The following is a 17069-nucleotide window of genomic DNA, read 5'->3' as shown; positions in this document are numbered from 1 at the left end:
ATCCCCCGTGAGCGATTTCGATACCGTTCCCGTGAACGACGTGCCTGAGGACGCCGTCATCCTCGACGTCCGGGAGGACTACGAATGGGTGGCGGGGCATGCCGAGGGCGCCCTCCACATCCCCATGGACCAGATTCCGGCCAGGCTCGAGGAACTGGACCCTGACCAGGACGTGTACGTCATCTGCCGCACGGGCGGACGCTCATTCCGCGCCGCGCAGTGGCTGACCGGCCAGGGCTACACGGCCATCAATGTCTCCGGCGGCATGGACCAGTGGCTGGAGGCGGGCCGGCCGCTCGTGTCCGACAACGGACTCAAGCCCATGGTGCTTTAGTGCCCACCTACTCTTTCCTCGGTCCGGAAGGGACGTTCACCGAGGCGGCCTTGATGCAGGTGCCGGATGCGCCCGCGGCCACCCGGGTACCCGCTGCCACCGTCAATGCCGCGCTGGATGCCGTCCGGAACGGTTCCGCGGACGCCGCCATGGTGCCGATCGAAAACTCGGTCGAGGGCGGGGTCACCGCCACCCTCGATGCGATTGCGGGCGGCGACGAACTGCGGATCGTCAGGGAAGTGCTGGTGCCCATCAGTTTCGTGCTCGTGGCACGGCCGGGCATCAGGCTGGGCGATGTGCGCCGGGTGTCCACGCACGGCCATGCCTGGGCACAGTGCCGGCTGTGGATGGATGCGAATATTCCAGCCGCGGAATACGTTCCGGGGTCGTCCACCGCAGCGGCGGCCGTGGGGCTGCTGGACCCGGACTGCCACTACGATGCTGCCGTGTGCGCCCCGCTCGTGGCGCAGGAGCGGCCCGGCCTTCCCGTGCTGGCCGAGAACATAGGAGACAACCCCGGGGCGGTGACCCGGTTTGTGCTGGTCAGCAGGCCGGGCCGGCTGCCGGAGCGCACCGGCGCGGACAAAACCACCGTGGTTGTCCCGCTGCCGGAGGACCGCCCCGGTGCCCTGATGGAGATTTTGGACCAGTTCGCGGCGCGCGGCGTCAACTTGAGCCGGATCGAGTCCCGGCCCACCGGGCAGTACCTGGGCCACTATTTCTTCAGCATCGACGCCGACGGCCATGTGGCGGACCAACGCGTTGCCGACGCCCTGGCGGGGCTGCACCGCATCAGTCCCGCAACGCGCTTCCTGGGCTCCTACCCCCGGGCAGACCGGCACCCGGTCGAGGTGCAGGCGCACACCTCGGACGCGGCCTTCGCTGCTGCCCGGGCCTGGGTGGGATCCATCCTCGACGCCGAATCGGTGCAGGCAGAAAGCGGTTACTGCGCTTCGCCCACAGCGTAGGCCAATGCCGCCCGGGGTACTTCCGCGGGTTATTCAGTGTGCGTATGCTTGCTTGATCCACATGAAGAGTGGCCCCTAACGAAGGGAGCGGGTCATGTCAGCCGGCAGCACCGAGAACGACGGCCAGGGAATGATCGTCAACCCCAAGCCCACCGCCGACAACCAGGACTGGGACGGCGACGACGCCGACCGCGCCGACCGCCTGCGCTTCGAGGAGGAACAGGCCATGATCCGGGAACAGTCCGAGGAGCGGGCACACAGCAAGCACGCTTCCGAGGCCGCCAAGGATTCCGAAGACTGACCTCCGTTTGCCCCCAGCCGGCCGGCGCGACGCACGGACTGCCGTGCCGCCGTCGGCCTTTGGTTTGTCCACCCATCGGGCCTTTCGCGGGCCCTTAGCGTGTGCCCTTGACCCGCACCAGCAGCGACCTCGGCTGCACCTGGACCGTGAGCCGGGTGGCCTCGCCTGATGTGTCGCCGTCAAGCTGCGTGGGCATCGGTTCCGGGCACTTGATCACCACCCGGCCGGACCGGTAAACGGTCATGATGGGCAGCTTTCCGCTGTGCTTGAACATGATCTTGCCGTACATCAGCAGCCAGCCGATGGCGCTGCGCGGGCTCATCACCACCACGTCCAGCATGCCGTCGTCGATCATGGCCTGCGGGATGAAGTCGATGCCGCCCGGTACCAGGCCGCAGTTGGCGAACAGGACGCTGCGGATGTTCCGCACCTGCTCGGGGCTGCCGTCCAGGGAGATGGACACCTTCTTGCGGCGGCCGGGAAGATGCCGCATGCCGGCCTCGGTATAGGCCAGCCACCCCACCGCCTTCTTCAGCCCCGCGTTGGTGTCGCCGAGCACTTCGGCGTCCATGCCAATCCCGGCGATCACCAGGAAGACGTGCTCCGAGTAGTGTCCGGTGCGGGAATTTTCGATGGCCATGCGCGCGGTGTCGATGGAACGCTGCTGGCCGAACAGGGCGGTCTGGACAGTGCCGTGCAGGTCAGTGACGTCCAGGTCGAGGTTCCGGGCCAGCAGGTTGCCGGTGCCCAGCGGAATGAGGCCCATCGCGACGTCTGTGTGGGCCAGCGCCTCGGCCACCACACGGACGGTGCCGTCGCCGCCGCCCACCAGGACGACGTCCGGCTTGCCCGCAAGTGCCGCCTGCATCTGGGTGAAACCCGGGTCCTCCGCCGTCGTCTCGTAAAACACCGGCTCGTCCCAGCCGGCGGCCAGGCAGGCCCGCTGGATGGTGGCCTTCGCCTCGTCGGCCCGTGCCTTGATCGGGTTGATGATCACGGCCACGCGCTGTTTCTCCAGGCCGGGGTCGTAGGCTTCACCGGCCACCGCGCTGCGCATGTGCAGGGCCTTCAGCCGGCGCACGCCCCACCAGCTGGAGATGGCGAAGGCAAGCGCCACCGCAGTCAGCAGGTAGAGAATCCAGTCGCTCATGGTGGTTCCACAGTAGCCCGGCGGAAGACGCGCCCGGCCCAGCCGCCCCGGCCGCCCGCCGTCGTGCGCGGTATTGGATACCCTTGTCTGGTGATCGACGTAAAAGACCTCAGCGAAAACCCGGAAAAATTCCGTGCCAGCCAGCGTGCCCGCGGTGCGGACGAATCAGTGGTGGACGCGATCATCTCCGCAGATTCTGCCCGCCGTGCGGCGCTGATCCGCTTCGAAAACCTCCGCGCCGAGCAGAACGCCTTCGGCAAGAAGGTTGCGCAGGCCAAGGGCGAGGAAAAGCAGGCGCTGCTGGCCGAGGTCAAGGAACTGGCCAACTCGGTCAAGGCCGCCTCCGCCGAGGCTGACGCCGCGCAGGCCAAGCAGGAAGAACTGCTGCGCACCATCCCCAACCTGATCGAGGACGGCGTTCCGGAAGGCGGAGAGGACGACTACGTGGTGGTCAAGACCGTCGGCACGCCGCGCGAGTTCCCCGACTTTGAGCCGAAGGACCACCTGGAGATCGGTGAACTGATCGGCGCGATCGACATGGAGCGCGGCGCCAAGGTATCCGGTGCACGCTTCTACTTCCTGCGCGGTGTGGGGGCGCGCTTGGAGATGGCGTTGCTGCAGATGGCCATGGACCAGGCCATCGAGGCCGGCTTCACCCCGATGATCACCCCGACTTTGGTGCGCCCCGAGACCATGCAGGGCACCGGCTTCGACGTGAAGCACGACGCCGAGATCTACCGCCTCGCCGAGGACGACCTCTACCTGGTGGGCACCTCCGAGGTGGCCCTCGCCGGGTACCACGCCGACGAGATCCTGGACTTCTCCGCCGGCCCCATCCGCTACGCCGGGCAGAGCTCCTGCTACCGCCGCGAAGCCGGCTCGCACGGCAAGGACACCCGCGGCATCATCCGCGTGCACCAGTTCAACAAGGTGGAGATGTTCATCTACACCACCGTTGAAGAGGCTGCCGCCGAGCACGAGCGCCTGCTGGCCTGGGAAGAGGAGATGCTCGCCAAGTGCGAACTGCCGTACCGGGTCATCGACACTGCCGCCGGCGACCTCGGCACGTCCGCCGCGCGCAAGTACGACTGCGAAGCCTGGGTACCCACGCAGGGCGCCTACCGTGAGCTGACCTCCACCTCCAACTGCACCACGTTCCAGGCCCGCCGCCTGAACATCCGCGAGCGCGTGGTCAACGCTGAGGGCGTCGCCAAGGGCACCCGCGCCGTGGCCACCCTCAACGGCACCCTGGCCACCACCCGCTGGATCGTGGCCCTGCTGGAGCACCATCAGAACCCGGACGGCTCGGTCAACGTCCCCAAGGCGCTGCAGAAGTACCTGGGCGGCCTCGAGGTCCTGCCGGTCCTCTAGGTTTCCCCGGGTCGTTTACCGGGCGCCTTTCCTGGGCTTGTTCGCGGATCCGAACCTTCACGGTTCTGACCCGCGAACAGGCTTAGGACTCCCGGGTGGCAATCCGGCGGCTGTCCACATAGGGGTTCCGCTCCCTGCCGCGCAGGCCGTTCGGCCTGCATGCTGTGGGGATGGAGATCCCGCCCGGACTGATCGATACCGCCGCCATCCTGCGCGGCGGTGGCACCACGGACGCCCTGCACCGATCCTTCAGAGCCGGACTGCTGGTCCGGATACGCCGCGGCTTCTACGTGGCCACGGAAGACTGGCTGCGGGCGCGTCCTTCCGAGCGCTTCGCGTGGACGACGACGGCGGTTTCCCGGTCAGTGAAGGGCGCAGTGTTCTGCGGGCAAACGGCAGCCGTGGCCGGTGGATTGCCGACTCTCGGCACGCCGCCCTGCGTTGAGCTGGCCACCACACTTCCGGGGCGCAGCGGAACCCGGACATCCACGCTCCTGGTCTTGGGCCAAAGCGGCGCGGCGGAGGAAGTCCGGCGGACCCGTTCCTACCCGCTGCGGTACCGGCTGCGGGCAGGTGTTGACCCCGTCCGCAATGGCGAATACCTGTCCACGGGGCTCGTTGAGACCACCGTGGACGTCTTGGGCTCCGGGGAACTGCCGCAGGCGCTGGTGGTTGCTGATGGGGCCGCCCGCAGGTTCGCCGTGGACGGTGTGCTGGAGACAGGTGGCACGCTCCTGTCCGTGCCGGGCCTTCGCACCGGAATCGCGGCGCTGCCCTCCGCTGCCGGGCGGCGGCGTGCCGAACGGGTGGCTGCCCTTGCCAGTCCGCTGCCCGAATCGGTAGGCGAGTCCTACAGCAGGGCCGTCCTCGGGATCCTGGGCTTTGAGCAGCCTGAACTGCAGCACGTGTTCAGCGACCGGGCAGGCTTTATTGGCCGAAGCGATTTCTGGTGGCCGCGGCAGGGAGTGGTGGGGGAATTCGACGGGAAGGCCAAGTACGTTGAGGCGGCGCGGCGGGACGGAATCACTGCGGAGGAGGCTGTCTACCGGGAGAAGCTGCGCGAGGACCGGATCCGCGCCCTCGGCCATGGTTTCGTCCGCTGGCGATGGGCTGAGCTGACAGACCCGGCCAGGTTGCGCCACAAGCTCCTGGCTGCTGGTCTCCGGCCGGTCGTGGGCATGCCGGCGGCCGCTGATCAGGGGCTTGTTCGCGGATCAGAACCGTGAAGCCTCGGTTCTGCGAAGCAGCAGGGGAATGGGCCCGACCGACAGAGCGTGGGTTGGATGCACGGCGCGCGGGTTGGATGGACGGCCCGTGGTGTGGCGCGGCGGCCGGAGCCGGGAGCGGTTAGCTGCTGGCGAGGTCCAGGGTAAAGACGGCGAGCTGGACCTTGGGTGCGGGGCGGGGCTTCTCGCGGTCGGGGCGGCGTACGTAGCCGTACCGTTCGTACAGGTTTTGGGAGCCATGGTTGTCCACGCCGGTGTCGAGGACAATGCGCTCTGCACCCTGTGCCACGGCGAGCTCCGACGCCCGGTCCAACAGCAGCCACCCGAGTCCCCGGCGCCGCGCTTCTGGCAGGACGGCCAGCAGCCGCACCTCCACTTCACGCGGTTCCGCCTGCCGGGCGAGGGAGGAGCCGTGGGGCAGGACCGTTACCGTGCCCAACAATTCGCCGGTGGTGGTGTCCTCGGCTACCAGCAGCTCGCCTGCCGCCGCCCTGGCCCGGGCATTCACCAGCAGGTTCAGCCGCTCGGCGTCGGGTTGCCGGGCTCCGGCAAGGTGGTGCCCGAAACCACGGAAGGTCAGCTCACCAACGGCCTCATATTCGGATTCCCGGGCTCTGCGGACTATGGCGGTCTCCAACGCCTGTGTGGGGACTGTCATCGTTCCTGCCCTTCCGCCGTAGGTTCGGCCTGCCTCGTTACCGTCTTCAAACGGCGCGTCCATTCGGTGTTTATGACCGGCGCTGGATCGGTCCTTGAACCGACAGGCTATCGGTGGGCAGCGCCGCCTCCCATCAGCGGGAAACAGGGCGTCGCGGGCAGTCACTCAAGGCAACACGGGGACATTTTTTGCTTCGCGCGACGGCGCATTGCGGGCGGTGTTGTGGTGCCCGATTCCCGATGGTTGTGTGGTGGCACGGAGACAAGCGCAGGCCCAACCAGAAACGGGACTTCAAGCGCTGGATGCACTGAGCTCCACCCGGGGGCCGAATGCCCCGGCCGGCACTAATCCACAGGAGCGAATGTGGCCACCACCCTTACCCACAGGATCAACCTCCTCTGCGGAGACGGCCTGGCCGCGTTCCGGGCCCGGCTCAGTACCCTGGCTGAACCTGATGTTTACGCCGGCGGGTTGGAAAGCGCAGTGACAACCATGCCCCGCCACGCCTCAGTGCTGACCGAAGGGTCGTCGGTCGACATCGTCGCCTTTGGTACCTGCGGCGGGTACGGTCCACCACGTCTGACGCTCTCAGTGACCATGGTGCGCGGCCATCACGCCTGGCCGCGTGATGTGTTCTGGGATGAGGCGCACGCCTGGGCAGAAGCCATAGCGGAACCGCCGCTCACTGTCGCGGGGCTTACCGGCAGCCAGGAGACCGCCGATGGGATGGTGTTCCACTACCGGCTGAGGGTTGCCACGGGAGCGGCCCCGGTTCCCCGCCTGTCCGCCGTCAGGCCCTCCGGGACGGCCGCCGTGATCCGGCCATCTCCGGGTTTCGGCAGCACCTGATCAGCGAACAGGCGCCCTTCAGAAGCTTGTTCGCTGATCAGGACCTTCACGGCGGCCATCAACCAACAAGCCCGGGATGGCCGGCCCGGGTAAACACCCACAGCGTGGAGAACCTGTGAGTATTAACCGGCTGTTCAACAAACCTGTGGCGCGCGTCCTAGCGGCGTTTGGGGGTGTCTGTTTCACTGGAACAATGACAACGCTGACTGAATCCTCAGTCGCCGGCAACGATGACCGGCGAGAGACCGAAACCAACAACACAGAACTCAACAGACACCGGCTGATGGTGGCCCTGGACGTGGACGGCACGCTGGTGGACCACGACGGGCACATGTCCCCGGCAGTCCGGGAATCGGCCCAGGCCGTGGTGGAAGCCGGCCATGAGGTCATGATCGCCACCGGCCGTTCCCTCAACGCCACCCTGCCGATCATCGAGAAGATCGGTGTGGAGCGCGGCTATGCGGTGTGCTGCAACGGCGGCGTGACCCTGCGGCTGCACCCCGAACTCGACGGCGGTTACGAGGTCATCCACAAGGCCACCTTCGACCCCGCCCCCGCCCTCCGTGCCCTCCGCGAGCGGCTCCCGTCCGCGAAGTACGCACTGGAAGACGCCGACGGCAATTTCCTCTCCACCGAACGCTTCCAGGACGCCAGCTTCGGTGTGGAGGCCATCGGCGTGGACTTCCAGACCATGCTCGACGCCATGGCGGTGCGAGTGGTGGTCTTCAGCACCGAGAACACGCCGGAGGAGTTCAACGAGGCCATCGAGCACATCGGCCTCGCCGGGGTGACCTACTCGGTGGGTTGGACTGCGTGGCTGGACATCGCCGCGGCTGGAGTAACGAAGGCCAGCGCGCTGGAGGACCTGCGCCTCCAGCTGGGCATCGACCCCACCCGTACGGTCGCCGTGGGCGACGGCCGGAACGACATCGAAATGCTCGGCTGGGCCGGCCGGGGCGTGGCCATGGGCCAGGCGCCCGAGGAAGTCATCGCCGTCGCGGACGAGGTCACCAAGTCCGTGTACGACGACGGCGCGGCCCACGTGCTGCGCAGTCTCCTCTAGGAGGACCTCAGGGTGGCCCCGGTCCAGTCCGCGGCCCTGGCCGCATGCGTTATCCTCGGTGCCCTGGCCGTCTTCCAGGTGGCGCTCCTGGCCGGTGCGCCGTGGGGGAGGCTGGCCTGGGGCGGCCAGCACCGTGTCCTGCCCCGCAAGCTCCGCATCGGCAGCGCCGTGTCCGTCGTCCTCTACGCCGCCTTCGGGTACGTGGCGCTGGGCAAGGCGGGCCTGGTGGCGCCCCTGGGAGGTACGGCCTTCACGGCCGTGGCCGTGTGGGTCCTCGCCGGCTATTTCACGCTGGGCGTGGCCATGAACGCCATCTCCCGCAGCAAACCGGAACGGTTCGCCATGTCCCCTGTGGCGCTGCTGCTGGCCGTCCTCTACCTGGTGATTGCACTGGGCTGACGGGCATGCCGGAAGCAGCCCCGCAGTCGTACCTGCTGTTGCCGCGCAGCTCCGGTCAGGGCCCGTCCCGTATTCAGGGCAGAATAGAAGCCATGACCCTCACGACGTTCGCCCTCGTCCGCCATGGCCAGACCGACTGGAACGCCGAGCGTCGGCTGCAGGGATCCACCGACATCCCGCTGAACGACGTCGGCCGTGGCCAGGCGCGTGACGCCGTCGCCGTCCTCGCGCCCTATGAATGGGATGCAATCGTTTCCTCGCCGCTGAGCCGGGCCGCGGAAACCGCTGACCTGATCGCCGAAGGGCTGGGCCTTGCGGTTTCGCGCCGCGTGCCTGAGCTGACCGAGCGCAGCTTCGGGCCGGCCGAAGGCATGCAGGCGGGTCCCGAGCTGGACGCGCTGCGGATCCCTGGCGGCTTCAGGGGTGCCGAGAGCGAGGACGAAGCGGCGGACCGCGGCCTGGCCGCGCTGGAGGCGCTGGCCGAGGAATTCCGCGGACAGCGGCTCCTGGTGGTCACGCACGGCACGCTGCTCCGGGTCAGCCTGAGCCGGGCGATCGGCGAAACGCTCACCAGCGTGAATAACGCCGCCCTCAACCTTGCACACCACCACGCCGTTGACGGCTGGAAGCTGGAGTACTTCAACGGCGAGCCGGTACTGGCTGCCACCGCGCAGTAACGCCGCGGCGCACACCACCACTAAGACGCGGGCCCCTACCGTGCAGTAGCGCCGCTACCGCACCTCGAGGATCAGCCGCAGCAGTCGGGCCGCCGCGGGACGGGCGGCGTGCTCCTCGTTCCATTGGGCCCTGGCCACGGCCTTGCTGACGGCCTGCGTGGTGATGCCCAGTTCCTGCGCCACGGCCTTTTGCTGGCCCCGCACTCCCGGCGTCAACAGGTCCAGCACCCGCCACTCGGCGCCCGACCGGTCGCGCACAATGTGGCCCAACAGCCGGAGCACCGCTTCGGCGTCATGGGCAATGTCCGCAAGGGGGCCCTCCACGGCAACGGGAACCCGGTCCTTGCCGTTGCGCAGCCTGTCCACCGCCCGGCGGGCATACACCAGCCCGTGCCCCGAGGCGTCCTTGATCTGGTTGGGCAGGGGCTCGTTGACCGGCCCCACCCCGATGCCGACGTACCAGTACCCGCTGCGCAGTGCGATCAACGCCGCGTCCACGGCCTGTTCCGGGCATTCAACGATGCCCTGGACTTCGTCTTCGTAGGAGCGGTCGAAGTCCAGGCGCGCGGGGATATGCCGCAGCTCCTTCAGCAGCTGCGGCACCCGGTCGCCGTCGCGCCGGCTGTCCCTTTGGTTGATGGTCAGCGTGAACATTCTGGGTACACACTACCCGTAAGTAGGAAAAGCGCGAGGGGCAGTATTACGGCTGGTCAAACGTCCGCAGGCCGGTCATACGGCGGGATCGCGGGAGCCCCGGCCGGAAGCCGGGGGAACCTCCGGTCGATGGTGAGGTGGCGGCCCTTGGGTTCGGCGCCGGACGGCGCGGAACCTTCCGCCACGCCCAGCAGCAGCACCAGGACCAGGACCGTGAACAGTACGGTCCGGGCGAACATGACCCAGCCGGCCCGCCAGAAACCAGGTTCCCCGCCCGTGCTGATCCGGACAACCTCCGTTTCACTGGCCAGGGACCCAAGCGAACGGCCTCCGGCGCAGCAGAACCCGTACAGCCACGGCGCCGCCAGCCAGGTGGCGACGCCGGCACCTGGCCGGGGGCGCATACCTGGACGGCTCGACGGGTACGTCTGCCCATGTGAAAGCCGAATAGTGGTTGTGCCGGCGCCCGCAGGATGTTGCGATGGAAGCACGGCGCCCAGGCGGCGCACCCGATCGTGAGGATGGTTATGGCCGGCAGCACTGGGAATCAAGACACCGGGGTCAAAGACGCCACGCATGAGGACAGCACGCACCCGGACCCGGACCGGGACACGCTGGAACTCGTGGACCGCTGGTGGCGTGCAGCGAACTATCTCTCGGTGGGACAGATCTACCTGCGTTCCAACCCGCTGCTGCGCGAACCGCTGCAGCCGGAACACACCAAGTCCCGGCTGCTGGGCCACTGGGGCACCACGCCCGGCCTGAACTTCGTCTACGCGCACCTGAACCGCGTCATCCGCCGCGACAACCTCGAGATGCTCTTCGTGGCCGGCCCCGGGCATGGCGGCCCCGCCGTCGTCGCCAACGCCTGGCTGGAGGGGACGTACTCAGAGATCTACGCCCACGTGGGCAACGACGAAGCCGGCCTGGCCGAACTGTTCCGCCAGTTCTCCTACCCCGGCGGGGTTCCCAGCCATGCGGCGCCGGAAAGCCCGGGATCCATCAGCGAGGGCGGCGAACTCGGGTACTCCCTGGCCCACGCCTACGGGTCCGTGCTGGACAATCCCCAGCTGGTGACCGCCGTCGTCATTGGCGACGGTGAGGCAGAGACCGGGCCGCTGGCCGCCAGCTGGCATTCGCACAACTTCCTGGACCCCGCCGTGGATGGCGCCGTGCTGCCCATCCTGCACCTGAACGGCTACAAGATCGCCAACCCCACCGTCCTGGCACGGATGCCCCAGGACCAGCTGGAACAGTTGCTGCGCGGCTACGGACATGAGCCGTATTTCGTGACGGTCACGGACCCGGACAGCACCGATCAGGCGCACCGTGACTTCGCCGCGGTTCTGGACCGCTGCCTGGCGGACATCCGGACCATCCAGGACCAGCACCGCGGCGGGCGCGGGAACCAGGCCGACACCGCGGGGGAGCATGACGGGCACCGCTGGCCCGTGATCGTGCTGCGGTCGCCCAAGGGTTGGACCGGTCCGCGCACCGTCGACGGCCTGCAGGTTGAAGGGACCTGGCGGGCGCACCAGGTGCCGTTGTCCGAGGTCCGCACCAACGGTGAACACCTCACGCAGCTGGGGGAATGGTTGCAGTCCTACCGCCCGGAGGAACTGTTCGACGGCGACGGCCGGCTCCGCGCCGACGTCGCCGAAGCCGCGCCGGCCGGTGACTTCCGGATGAGCGCCACCCCGCACGCCAACGGGGGCGTGCTGCGGCGGGCGCTGGACCTGCCCGCGTACCGGGATTACGCGGTTGACGTCCCGGCGGCCGGCACGGACCGGGTCAGCCCCATGATCACGCTGGGAGCGTGGATGCGGGATGTTATTGCCCGGAACATGGAGAACTTCCGGCTCTTCGGCCCCGACGAGACGGCGTCCAACCGGCTGCAGGCCGTCTATGAGGTCACCGACAAGGTGTGGCAGTACCGGATCGACGACGCCGACGAGCACCTGGCGCGGTCCGGGCGGGTCATGGAGGTCCTCAGCGAGCACCTGTGCCAAGGCTGGCTGGAAGGCTACCTCCTCACCGGCCGGCACGGTGTCTTCAACTGCTATGAGGCGTTCATCCACATTGTCGACTCCATGTTCAACCAGCACGCCAAATGGCTGAAGGTGCACCGCCGGCTGCCGTGGCGCCAGCCGGTGGCGTCCCTGAACTACATCCTGTCCTCCCACGTCTGGCAGCAGGACCACAACGGGTTTTCCCACCAGGACCCCGGCTTCATCGACCACGCGGTGAACAAGAAGGCCGAGATCATCCGGGTGTACCTGCCGCCGGATGCCAACACGCTGCTCTCCGTCATGGAGCACTGCCTGGCCTCCACGGACTGCGTCAACGTGGTGGTCAGCGGCAAGCAGCCCTCGCCCACCTGGCTGAGACCCGCGGACGCAGCCAACCACTGCCGCCGCGGCCTGGGAATCTGGACGTTCGCCGGGTCCGAGGTCCCCGGTGAGGAGCCCGACGTCGTCCTGGCCTGCGCCGGCGACGTGCCCACGGTGGAAACGGTGGCGGCGGCGGAACTGCTCCGCCAGGGGGCACCCGGACTCAAGGTCCGGGTGGTCAACGTGGTGGACCTGATGCGTTTGCAGGATGAGAGCGAGCACCCGCACGGGCTGCCCGGGCGCGACTTCGACGGCATCTTCACCGCGGACAAACCGATCATTTTCGCCTACCACGGCTACGCCGCGCTGATCCACCGCCTGGCCTACAAGCGCACCAACCAGGACGGCCTGCACGTGCATGGCTACCAGGAGGAAGGGACCACCACCACGCCGTTCGACATGGCCATGCTCAACGGCATCGACCGTTTCACGCTGGCCATCGACGCAATCGACCGGGTGCCCGGCCTGGCCGAAAAGCATTCGCTGCTGCGGCAGGACCTGCAGGACCGGCGGAACCGCGCCCGCGAGCACACCCGTACCCACGGCGAGGATCCGGAGGAGATCCGGAACTGGAAGCTGGGCGGCTGACCTAGAAGGGGAGTTCGTCCAGCGTGCAGGACGGCAGGTGGATCCAGCCTTCGCTGCGCGCGGCAGCGGCGTGCGCAGCATCCGGCAGGAGGGTACGACGACGGCCCACGGCCCGGGCGGCCAGCGCGGCGATGACCGCGTCGAACAGGTCGTCCGACGCGGTGATCCGGTCCCGGTGGCCGGCGAGGTCCAGCCACGGGGCCCGCTCTTCAAGTAACGCGAGCAGGGCCTCCAGGCGTTCCGCCTCCGGGACGCCCCGGCCTTTGTAGCCGCGCCCGTTCAGGCCCCAGATCTTCAGCGAAGCGGCGGGGTACACCTCGGCGAGCCTGCCCGAGCCGTCGCGCGGCTGGGGGCCGTGCAGCTGCGCGATCTTTGCCTGGATCACCGCACAGCGCATGGCCGGATGGGCCAGCCGGTCCGCCGAGACGCTCAGCGGGATCAGCCCCGTGTGGGCGGTGCAGAACCGGTCCGTGTCCCGGTAGGCCAACAGCCTGCGGCCGGCGATCCCGTCGTGTTCGAGGACCGGGACGGCATCGAAGTTCAGGTGGCCCGTGAGGAAGGGGAGCAGGGCGTCCGGCCAACCCACGGGGCAGTCGACGCCGGTAATGCCGCAGGTGCCGAAGAGATCCACGATCTGCTGGTCGTCCACGTCCAGGGCCAGGTGCTCCAGCCGTGCCGAACCCTGCGTTGGGCTGTTGCTTCCGGTGCCGCCGCTCCACTCGATGACCGCCACGGCAGTCTTCCTGGTGGCTGCGGCCAGGTCAACGCCGAGGGTTCTCACTGGTCCCCGACCCTGCGGTAGTGGAGCGCATCGTCGATGGCGCCGGCCCCGCCCAGGTCCTCGCCGCGGGCAAATGAACTCCACAGTGCCCGCACGGCCCGCCCGGTCATGTCCACCTGCGCCCAGTCGGCGCCGGCAATAAGTCCCACACCATCCCAGGTTTCACGGGTTCCCAGCAGCAGCGGCAGGTCGATGGTGTGGGCGGCGCCGAAGATGTTGCCAGGGGCGTGCCAGTCCAGGACGTACCGGTGCACCCGCCCGCCCGCCCGGGCATGCCGGCGCGCGAACCTGCGGGTGGCACGGCCGTACACGGCCTGGGTGACCACCCAATCCACCGCCCGGACGGCGCCGGGACCCACTCCGGGAAGGGAACGCAGCCGCATCAGGAGCGGGCTTCGCGGCAGGAACAGGCGGGCTTCCTCAGAGGTGTGCCCGATCAGCACCTCGATGTGCGGCGCGGCACCGTTCCAGGCTGCCTCGATGTCCTTCTCCGCCGGGAGCGGGTGGTGGCCGTACTGGGTGCCGAACGGCATCGCTGCCAGCAGCCCGAACTTCCGCGCCACTTGGGCCACGTGGGCCTCCCGTTCCACCACTTCCATGGCAGGGGTTTGTTCCGTGACCGATTCGGCAGCGATGCCCATGGCACGGTTCATCCTGGTCCGCCCGCGCGCGATGCCCAGCGGTGCGCTCTGGATGATGGCCCGCCGGAAGAGGGCCGGAGCCTCGGGAACGGCCATGAGGTGGGCGATCGCATCGCCGCCGGCGGACTGGCCAAAAGCGGTAACGCGGTCCGGGTCGCCGCCGAATGCCGCAATGTTCCGGCGGACCCACCGGAACGCTTCGAGCTGGTCCAGCAGGCCAAGGTTGGCGGGCCGGCCGTTCCCGGTTGCCAGGAAACCGAAGAGTCCCAGCCGGTAGGTCACGGAGACCACGATGACCCGGTTCTCCGCCACGAGCCGGGCGGGATCGAAAATGGCCAGGTCCCCGGAGCCCGAGGTGTAGGAGCCGCCGTGGATCCAGACCATGACGGGCAGCTTTTCGTCCGGCCGGACGTCGCCGGGCAGGGTGATGGACAGGTTCTGGCAGTCCTCGCTGCCCGGCAGTTCGCCGTACCTGGTGCCCAGGACATCGTCGAGGAACGGGACCGGCGCCTGCGGGCACGCCGGCGAGAGGGACGTGGCGGAAAATTCCGTGGTCCAGTCAGGAACCGGTGCCGGCGGCTGGAACCGTGGGGCCCTGGCATATGGAATGCCGGTGGCGCGGATGACCTCGCCGTCGCGCCAGCCGCTGACGGGGCCGCACGGGGGATGGAACAGAAGCGAGGGTGTCACGGCGGGCTGGGAATTCACAGCCCCACCATGCCATAACTTCCTGGGACAACGACGGCGGGTGCCCGGCTTCGAAAAGCCGGGCACCCGCGGTCGTGCTGGTGGTTGGGCGTGTCAGAACCGCAGGGTTTCGACAGGCTCAACCATCGGGAAAGCTAGTGTCCGGTGGGGACGTAACGCTTGATGGAGGCTTCCAGCTCGGCCTCGGCAGCGGCACGGTCCGCCCAGCCCTCTGCCTTGACCCACTTGCCCGGCTCGAGGTCCTTGTAGCGGGTGAAGAAGTGCTCGATTTCCTTGATCAGGAACTCGTTGACGTCGCTGACTTCCTGGATGTGGTCGAACCGGGGATCGGCCGGGACGCACAGGACCTTGGCGTCTCCGCCGCCGTCGTCGGTCATGTTGAACACGCCGATGGGGCGGGACTCAACGATGACGCCGGGGTGCAGGTCGAAGTCCTGGAGCAGCACCAGGGCGTCCAGCGGGTCGCCGTCCTCGCCGAGGGTGTTCTCGAAGTACCCGTAGTGGGTGGGGTACTGCATCGAGGTGAATAGGACGCGGTCCAGGCGGACGCGGCCGGTCTCGTGGTCAACTTCGTACTTGACGCGCGATCCCTTGGGGATCTCGATGGTCACGTCGTGCTTCATGGAAATGCTCCTCGGCAGTTTTACGGGGGTGCGCGGCACACTTGACGGGCCCACAAAAAGGAGTGTCCGTGCCGCCGACTACAATTGAGGATATAGCGAGAGGCCCTGGAATCAGGAACTTGTGGGGAAATTTCAGGACTTGAGGACCAGCACCGGCATGACCAAAACAACCAGCGCGCAAGCGTGGCGCCGGCGCGCCCTCCAGGCCGTTGCCCCCGCGTTCCCGGGCAGGTCGGCGGGGCCCGGCAAACCCTGGCACCTCATCCTGCTGGGCGCTCTCCTGCTGGTGCTCACCATTCCGGCGGCCCTGCTGGTGGCCCCCGGATTCCTCGGCCCCGAACCGCCCGCGCCGGCGCCCGTTGCCCCGCCCTGGCAGCGCGGGCCGGCGGCCCCGGCAGCAGCCGGGGCATTGGCGCCGCTGGACCCGGCAGCTCCGGTCCCGGATCCGTCGGCAGTCAGTGCCCGCCTGGAACCCGTCCTGAAGGCCGACGGCGGCGGCAGCTTCACGGGGACCGTCCAGGACGCGCTGACCGGCCAGGTGCTCTTTGACCGGGGCGGCTCCGAAAGCCGCGTCCCGGCGTCGAACCTTAAACTGCTGACCTCCGTCGCCGCCCTCCGCGCCCTCGGCCCGGACCGCACTTTCGCCACCCGGGTGGTGCCGGGCCCGGACGCCAACCAGGTGGTCCTGGTGGGCGGCGGCGACGTCCTGCTCGGCGCGGGCGAATCGAACCCTGCCGCGGTGATGGGCCGCGCCGGCCTGGCTACCCTTGCCGCCCGGACGGTGGCATCGCTGCAGGCCGCCGGGGCGGCGGGGGAGATCAAGGTCCTGCTGGACGACTCCCTGTTTTCCGGCCCTGCCCTCAACCCGGCCTGGGAGTTGGGCGATGTGGCCGCCGGGGAAGTGGCACCGGTGTTTCCGTTGGCACTGAACTCAGCCCGTTACGACGCCGCCGTCACCACCGGACCCCGCCCGCAGGATGCCGCCATGGCCGCGGCGGACGAGTTCGCCGCCCGGCTTCGCGCGGCCGGTGCAGCCGCCGGACTGACGGTGGCGGCCGGAGTGGACCGGTGGCCCGGGGCGGGCACAACGGGTTCCGACGCCGACGCGGGCCTGCCCGGTGTGCTGGCCGAGGTGCAGTCCGCGCCCGTCTCCGACCAGGTGGACCTGCTGCTCCAGGTATCGGACAACTACCTCGCGGAGGTCATGGGCCGGATGACGGCAGTGGCCGCCGGGCAGCCGGCCAGTTACGACGGCGCCACCGCCGCCGTCCGCGGCCAGCTGGAAGAGGCGGGGATCCCCACGGGTTCCGTCACCCTCGTGGACGCCTGCGGGCTGGCCATGGGCAACCAGGTATCGGCATCGCAGTTCGCGGAGGTGGTCCGCGCCATCACCACCGGACCGGACAGCAGGCTGCGGTCGGCACTGGACGGGTTCCCGGTGGCCGGCCTCACCGGCACCCTCGACACCCGCTACGGCGACCAGTCCACCGTCCAGGGCGCCGGGCTGGTGCGCGCCAAAACCGGGACACTGAACACTGTGCTGGCCCTCAGCGGCTATGTGGTGGACGCGGACGGCCGGCTCCTGGTCTTCTCCTTCATCGGCAACGGCCTCACCCCGGGCGCCGCGGGCAATAAGGTAGCGCTGGACCAGGCAGCCACGGCGCTCGCAGGCTGCGGCTGCCGGTAGC

General features: G+C 68.7%; 18 protein-coding genes. 11 read left to right on the top strand and 7 right to left on the bottom strand.

Features of this window, described 5'->3' with window-relative positions:
• Window positions 1-7 precede the first annotated feature (7 nt).
• The 3 genes from AS031_RS11535 to AS031_RS11525 all read left to right on the top strand — a co-directional run bounded on the left by AS031_RS11535 (window position 8) and on the right by AS031_RS11525 (window position 1603).
• Window positions 8-334, top strand: a complete 327-nt coding sequence (locus AS031_RS11535; RefSeq protein ID WP_058268291.1) for a rhodanese-like domain-containing protein — start codon at window positions 8-10, stop codon at window positions 332-334.
• Window positions 334-1302, top strand: coding sequence for a prephenate dehydratase (gene pheA, locus AS031_RS11530; protein ID WP_074446960.1), 969 nt, complete (start codon window positions 334-336; stop codon window positions 1300-1302). The genes AS031_RS11535 and pheA overlap by 1 nt, the downstream gene beginning before the upstream one ends.
• A 94-nt stretch (window positions 1303-1396) precedes the next feature.
• Window positions 1397-1603, top strand: a complete 207-nt coding sequence (locus tag AS031_RS11525; protein ID WP_058268290.1) for a hypothetical protein — start codon at window positions 1397-1399, stop codon at window positions 1601-1603.
• A 94-nt stretch (window positions 1604-1697) separates the two neighbouring features.
• Here AS031_RS11525 and AS031_RS11520 read toward each other — a convergent pair whose 3' ends face one another.
• On the bottom strand, window positions 1698-2753 hold the full coding sequence (locus AS031_RS11520) for a diacylglycerol/lipid kinase family protein (RefSeq protein ID WP_058268289.1): 1056 nt from the start codon (window positions 2751-2753) through the stop codon (window positions 1698-1700).
• 90 nt (window positions 2754-2843) lie between these two features.
• Between AS031_RS11520 and serS the strand changes: the two genes are divergently transcribed.
• Complete coding sequence (gene serS, locus AS031_RS11515; RefSeq protein ID WP_058268288.1) at window positions 2844-4124, top strand: serine--tRNA ligase; 1281 nt, start codon at window positions 2844-2846, stop codon at window positions 4122-4124.
• Between the two features lie 170 nt (window positions 4125-4294).
• The gene (locus AS031_RS11510; RefSeq protein WP_058268287.1) at window positions 4295-5350 is read left to right on the top strand and encodes a hypothetical protein; all 1056 of its coding nucleotides are present in this window, start codon (window positions 4295-4297) and stop codon (window positions 5348-5350) included.
• Window positions 5351-5471: 121 nt separating this feature from the next.
• Here AS031_RS11510 and AS031_RS11505 read toward each other — a convergent pair whose 3' ends face one another.
• Complete coding sequence (locus AS031_RS11505; RefSeq protein ID WP_058268286.1) at window positions 5472-6008, bottom strand: GNAT family N-acetyltransferase; 537 nt, start codon at window positions 6006-6008, stop codon at window positions 5472-5474.
• Window positions 6009-6371: 363 nt separating this feature from the next.
• Here AS031_RS11505 and AS031_RS11500 point away from each other — a divergent pair, with 363 nt between their 5' ends.
• The 4 genes from AS031_RS11500 (at window position 6372) to AS031_RS11485 (ending at window position 8996) form a co-directional block, all read left to right on the top strand.
• A complete protein-coding gene (locus AS031_RS11500; protein ID WP_058268285.1) occupies window positions 6372-6857 on the top strand; it encodes a hypothetical protein in 486 nt (161 codons plus the stop codon).
• 193 nt (window positions 6858-7050) lie between these two features.
• Window positions 7051-7920, top strand: a complete 870-nt coding sequence (locus AS031_RS11495) for an HAD family hydrolase (protein WP_058268284.1) — start codon at window positions 7051-7053, stop codon at window positions 7918-7920.
• A gap of 12 nt (window positions 7921-7932) precedes the next feature.
• Entirely contained in the window at window positions 7933-8319 is a 387-nt protein-coding gene (locus tag AS031_RS11490) for a hypothetical protein (RefSeq protein WP_058268283.1), read from the top strand.
• 92 nt (window positions 8320-8411) lie between these two features.
• Window positions 8412-8996 carry a histidine phosphatase family protein gene (locus AS031_RS11485; RefSeq protein ID WP_058268282.1) on the top strand — a complete coding sequence of 195 codons (585 nt, stop codon included), beginning with the start codon at window positions 8412-8414 and terminating at the stop codon, window positions 8994-8996.
• A gap of 54 nt (window positions 8997-9050) precedes the next feature.
• Here the strand turns inward: AS031_RS11485 and AS031_RS11480 are convergent, their stop codons facing one another.
• A complete protein-coding gene (locus AS031_RS11480) occupies window positions 9051-9650 on the bottom strand; it encodes a MarR family transcriptional regulator (protein WP_058268281.1) in 600 nt (199 codons plus the stop codon).
• A gap of 56 nt (window positions 9651-9706) precedes the next feature.
• Window positions 9707-10054: a hypothetical protein gene (locus AS031_RS11475; protein WP_058268280.1), complete on the bottom strand. Its 348-nt coding sequence runs from the start codon at window positions 10052-10054 to the stop codon at window positions 9707-9709.
• A 123-nt stretch (window positions 10055-10177) separates the two neighbouring features.
• Here AS031_RS11475 and AS031_RS11470 point away from each other — a divergent pair, with 123 nt between their 5' ends.
• On the top strand, window positions 10178-12628 hold the full coding sequence (locus tag AS031_RS11470) for a phosphoketolase family protein (protein WP_058268484.1): 2451 nt from the start codon (window positions 10178-10180) through the stop codon (window positions 12626-12628).
• A gap of 1 nt (window position 12629) precedes the next feature.
• On the opposite strand, the gene AS031_RS11465 is transcribed toward AS031_RS11470, so the two are convergent.
• The 3 genes from AS031_RS11465 to AS031_RS11455 all read right to left on the bottom strand — a co-directional run bounded on the left by AS031_RS11465 (window position 12630) and on the right by AS031_RS11455 (window position 15381).
• Window positions 12630-13409 carry a DUF429 domain-containing protein gene (locus AS031_RS11465; protein WP_058268279.1) on the bottom strand — a complete coding sequence of 260 codons (780 nt, stop codon included), beginning with the start codon at window positions 13407-13409 and terminating at the stop codon, window positions 12630-12632.
• On the bottom strand, window positions 13406-14758 hold the full coding sequence (locus tag AS031_RS11460) for a carboxylesterase family protein (protein ID WP_074446959.1): 1353 nt from the start codon (window positions 14756-14758) through the stop codon (window positions 13406-13408). Before AS031_RS11460 ends, AS031_RS11465 begins: the two co-directional genes overlap by 4 nt.
• Before the next feature lie 134 nt (window positions 14759-14892).
• Window positions 14893-15381 carry an inorganic diphosphatase gene (locus AS031_RS11455; protein WP_058268278.1) on the bottom strand — a complete coding sequence of 163 codons (489 nt, stop codon included), beginning with the start codon at window positions 15379-15381 and terminating at the stop codon, window positions 14893-14895.
• Between the two features lie 157 nt (window positions 15382-15538).
• On the opposite strand from AS031_RS11455, the gene dacB reads away from it, so the two are divergent.
• Complete coding sequence (gene dacB, locus AS031_RS11450; RefSeq protein WP_058268482.1) at window positions 15539-17068, top strand: D-alanyl-D-alanine carboxypeptidase/D-alanyl-D-alanine endopeptidase; 1530 nt, start codon at window positions 15539-15541, stop codon at window positions 17066-17068.
• The last annotated feature ends 1 nt before the right edge of the window (window position 17069 follow it).

It is taken from the genome of Pseudarthrobacter enclensis, assembly GCF_001457025.1.
Taxonomy (GTDB): Bacteria; Actinomycetota; Actinomycetes; order Actinomycetales; family Micrococcaceae; genus Arthrobacter; species Arthrobacter enclensis.
Note: the sequence above shows the minus strand (reverse complement) of the source record. Positions and strands in the feature narration are given on the sequence as shown.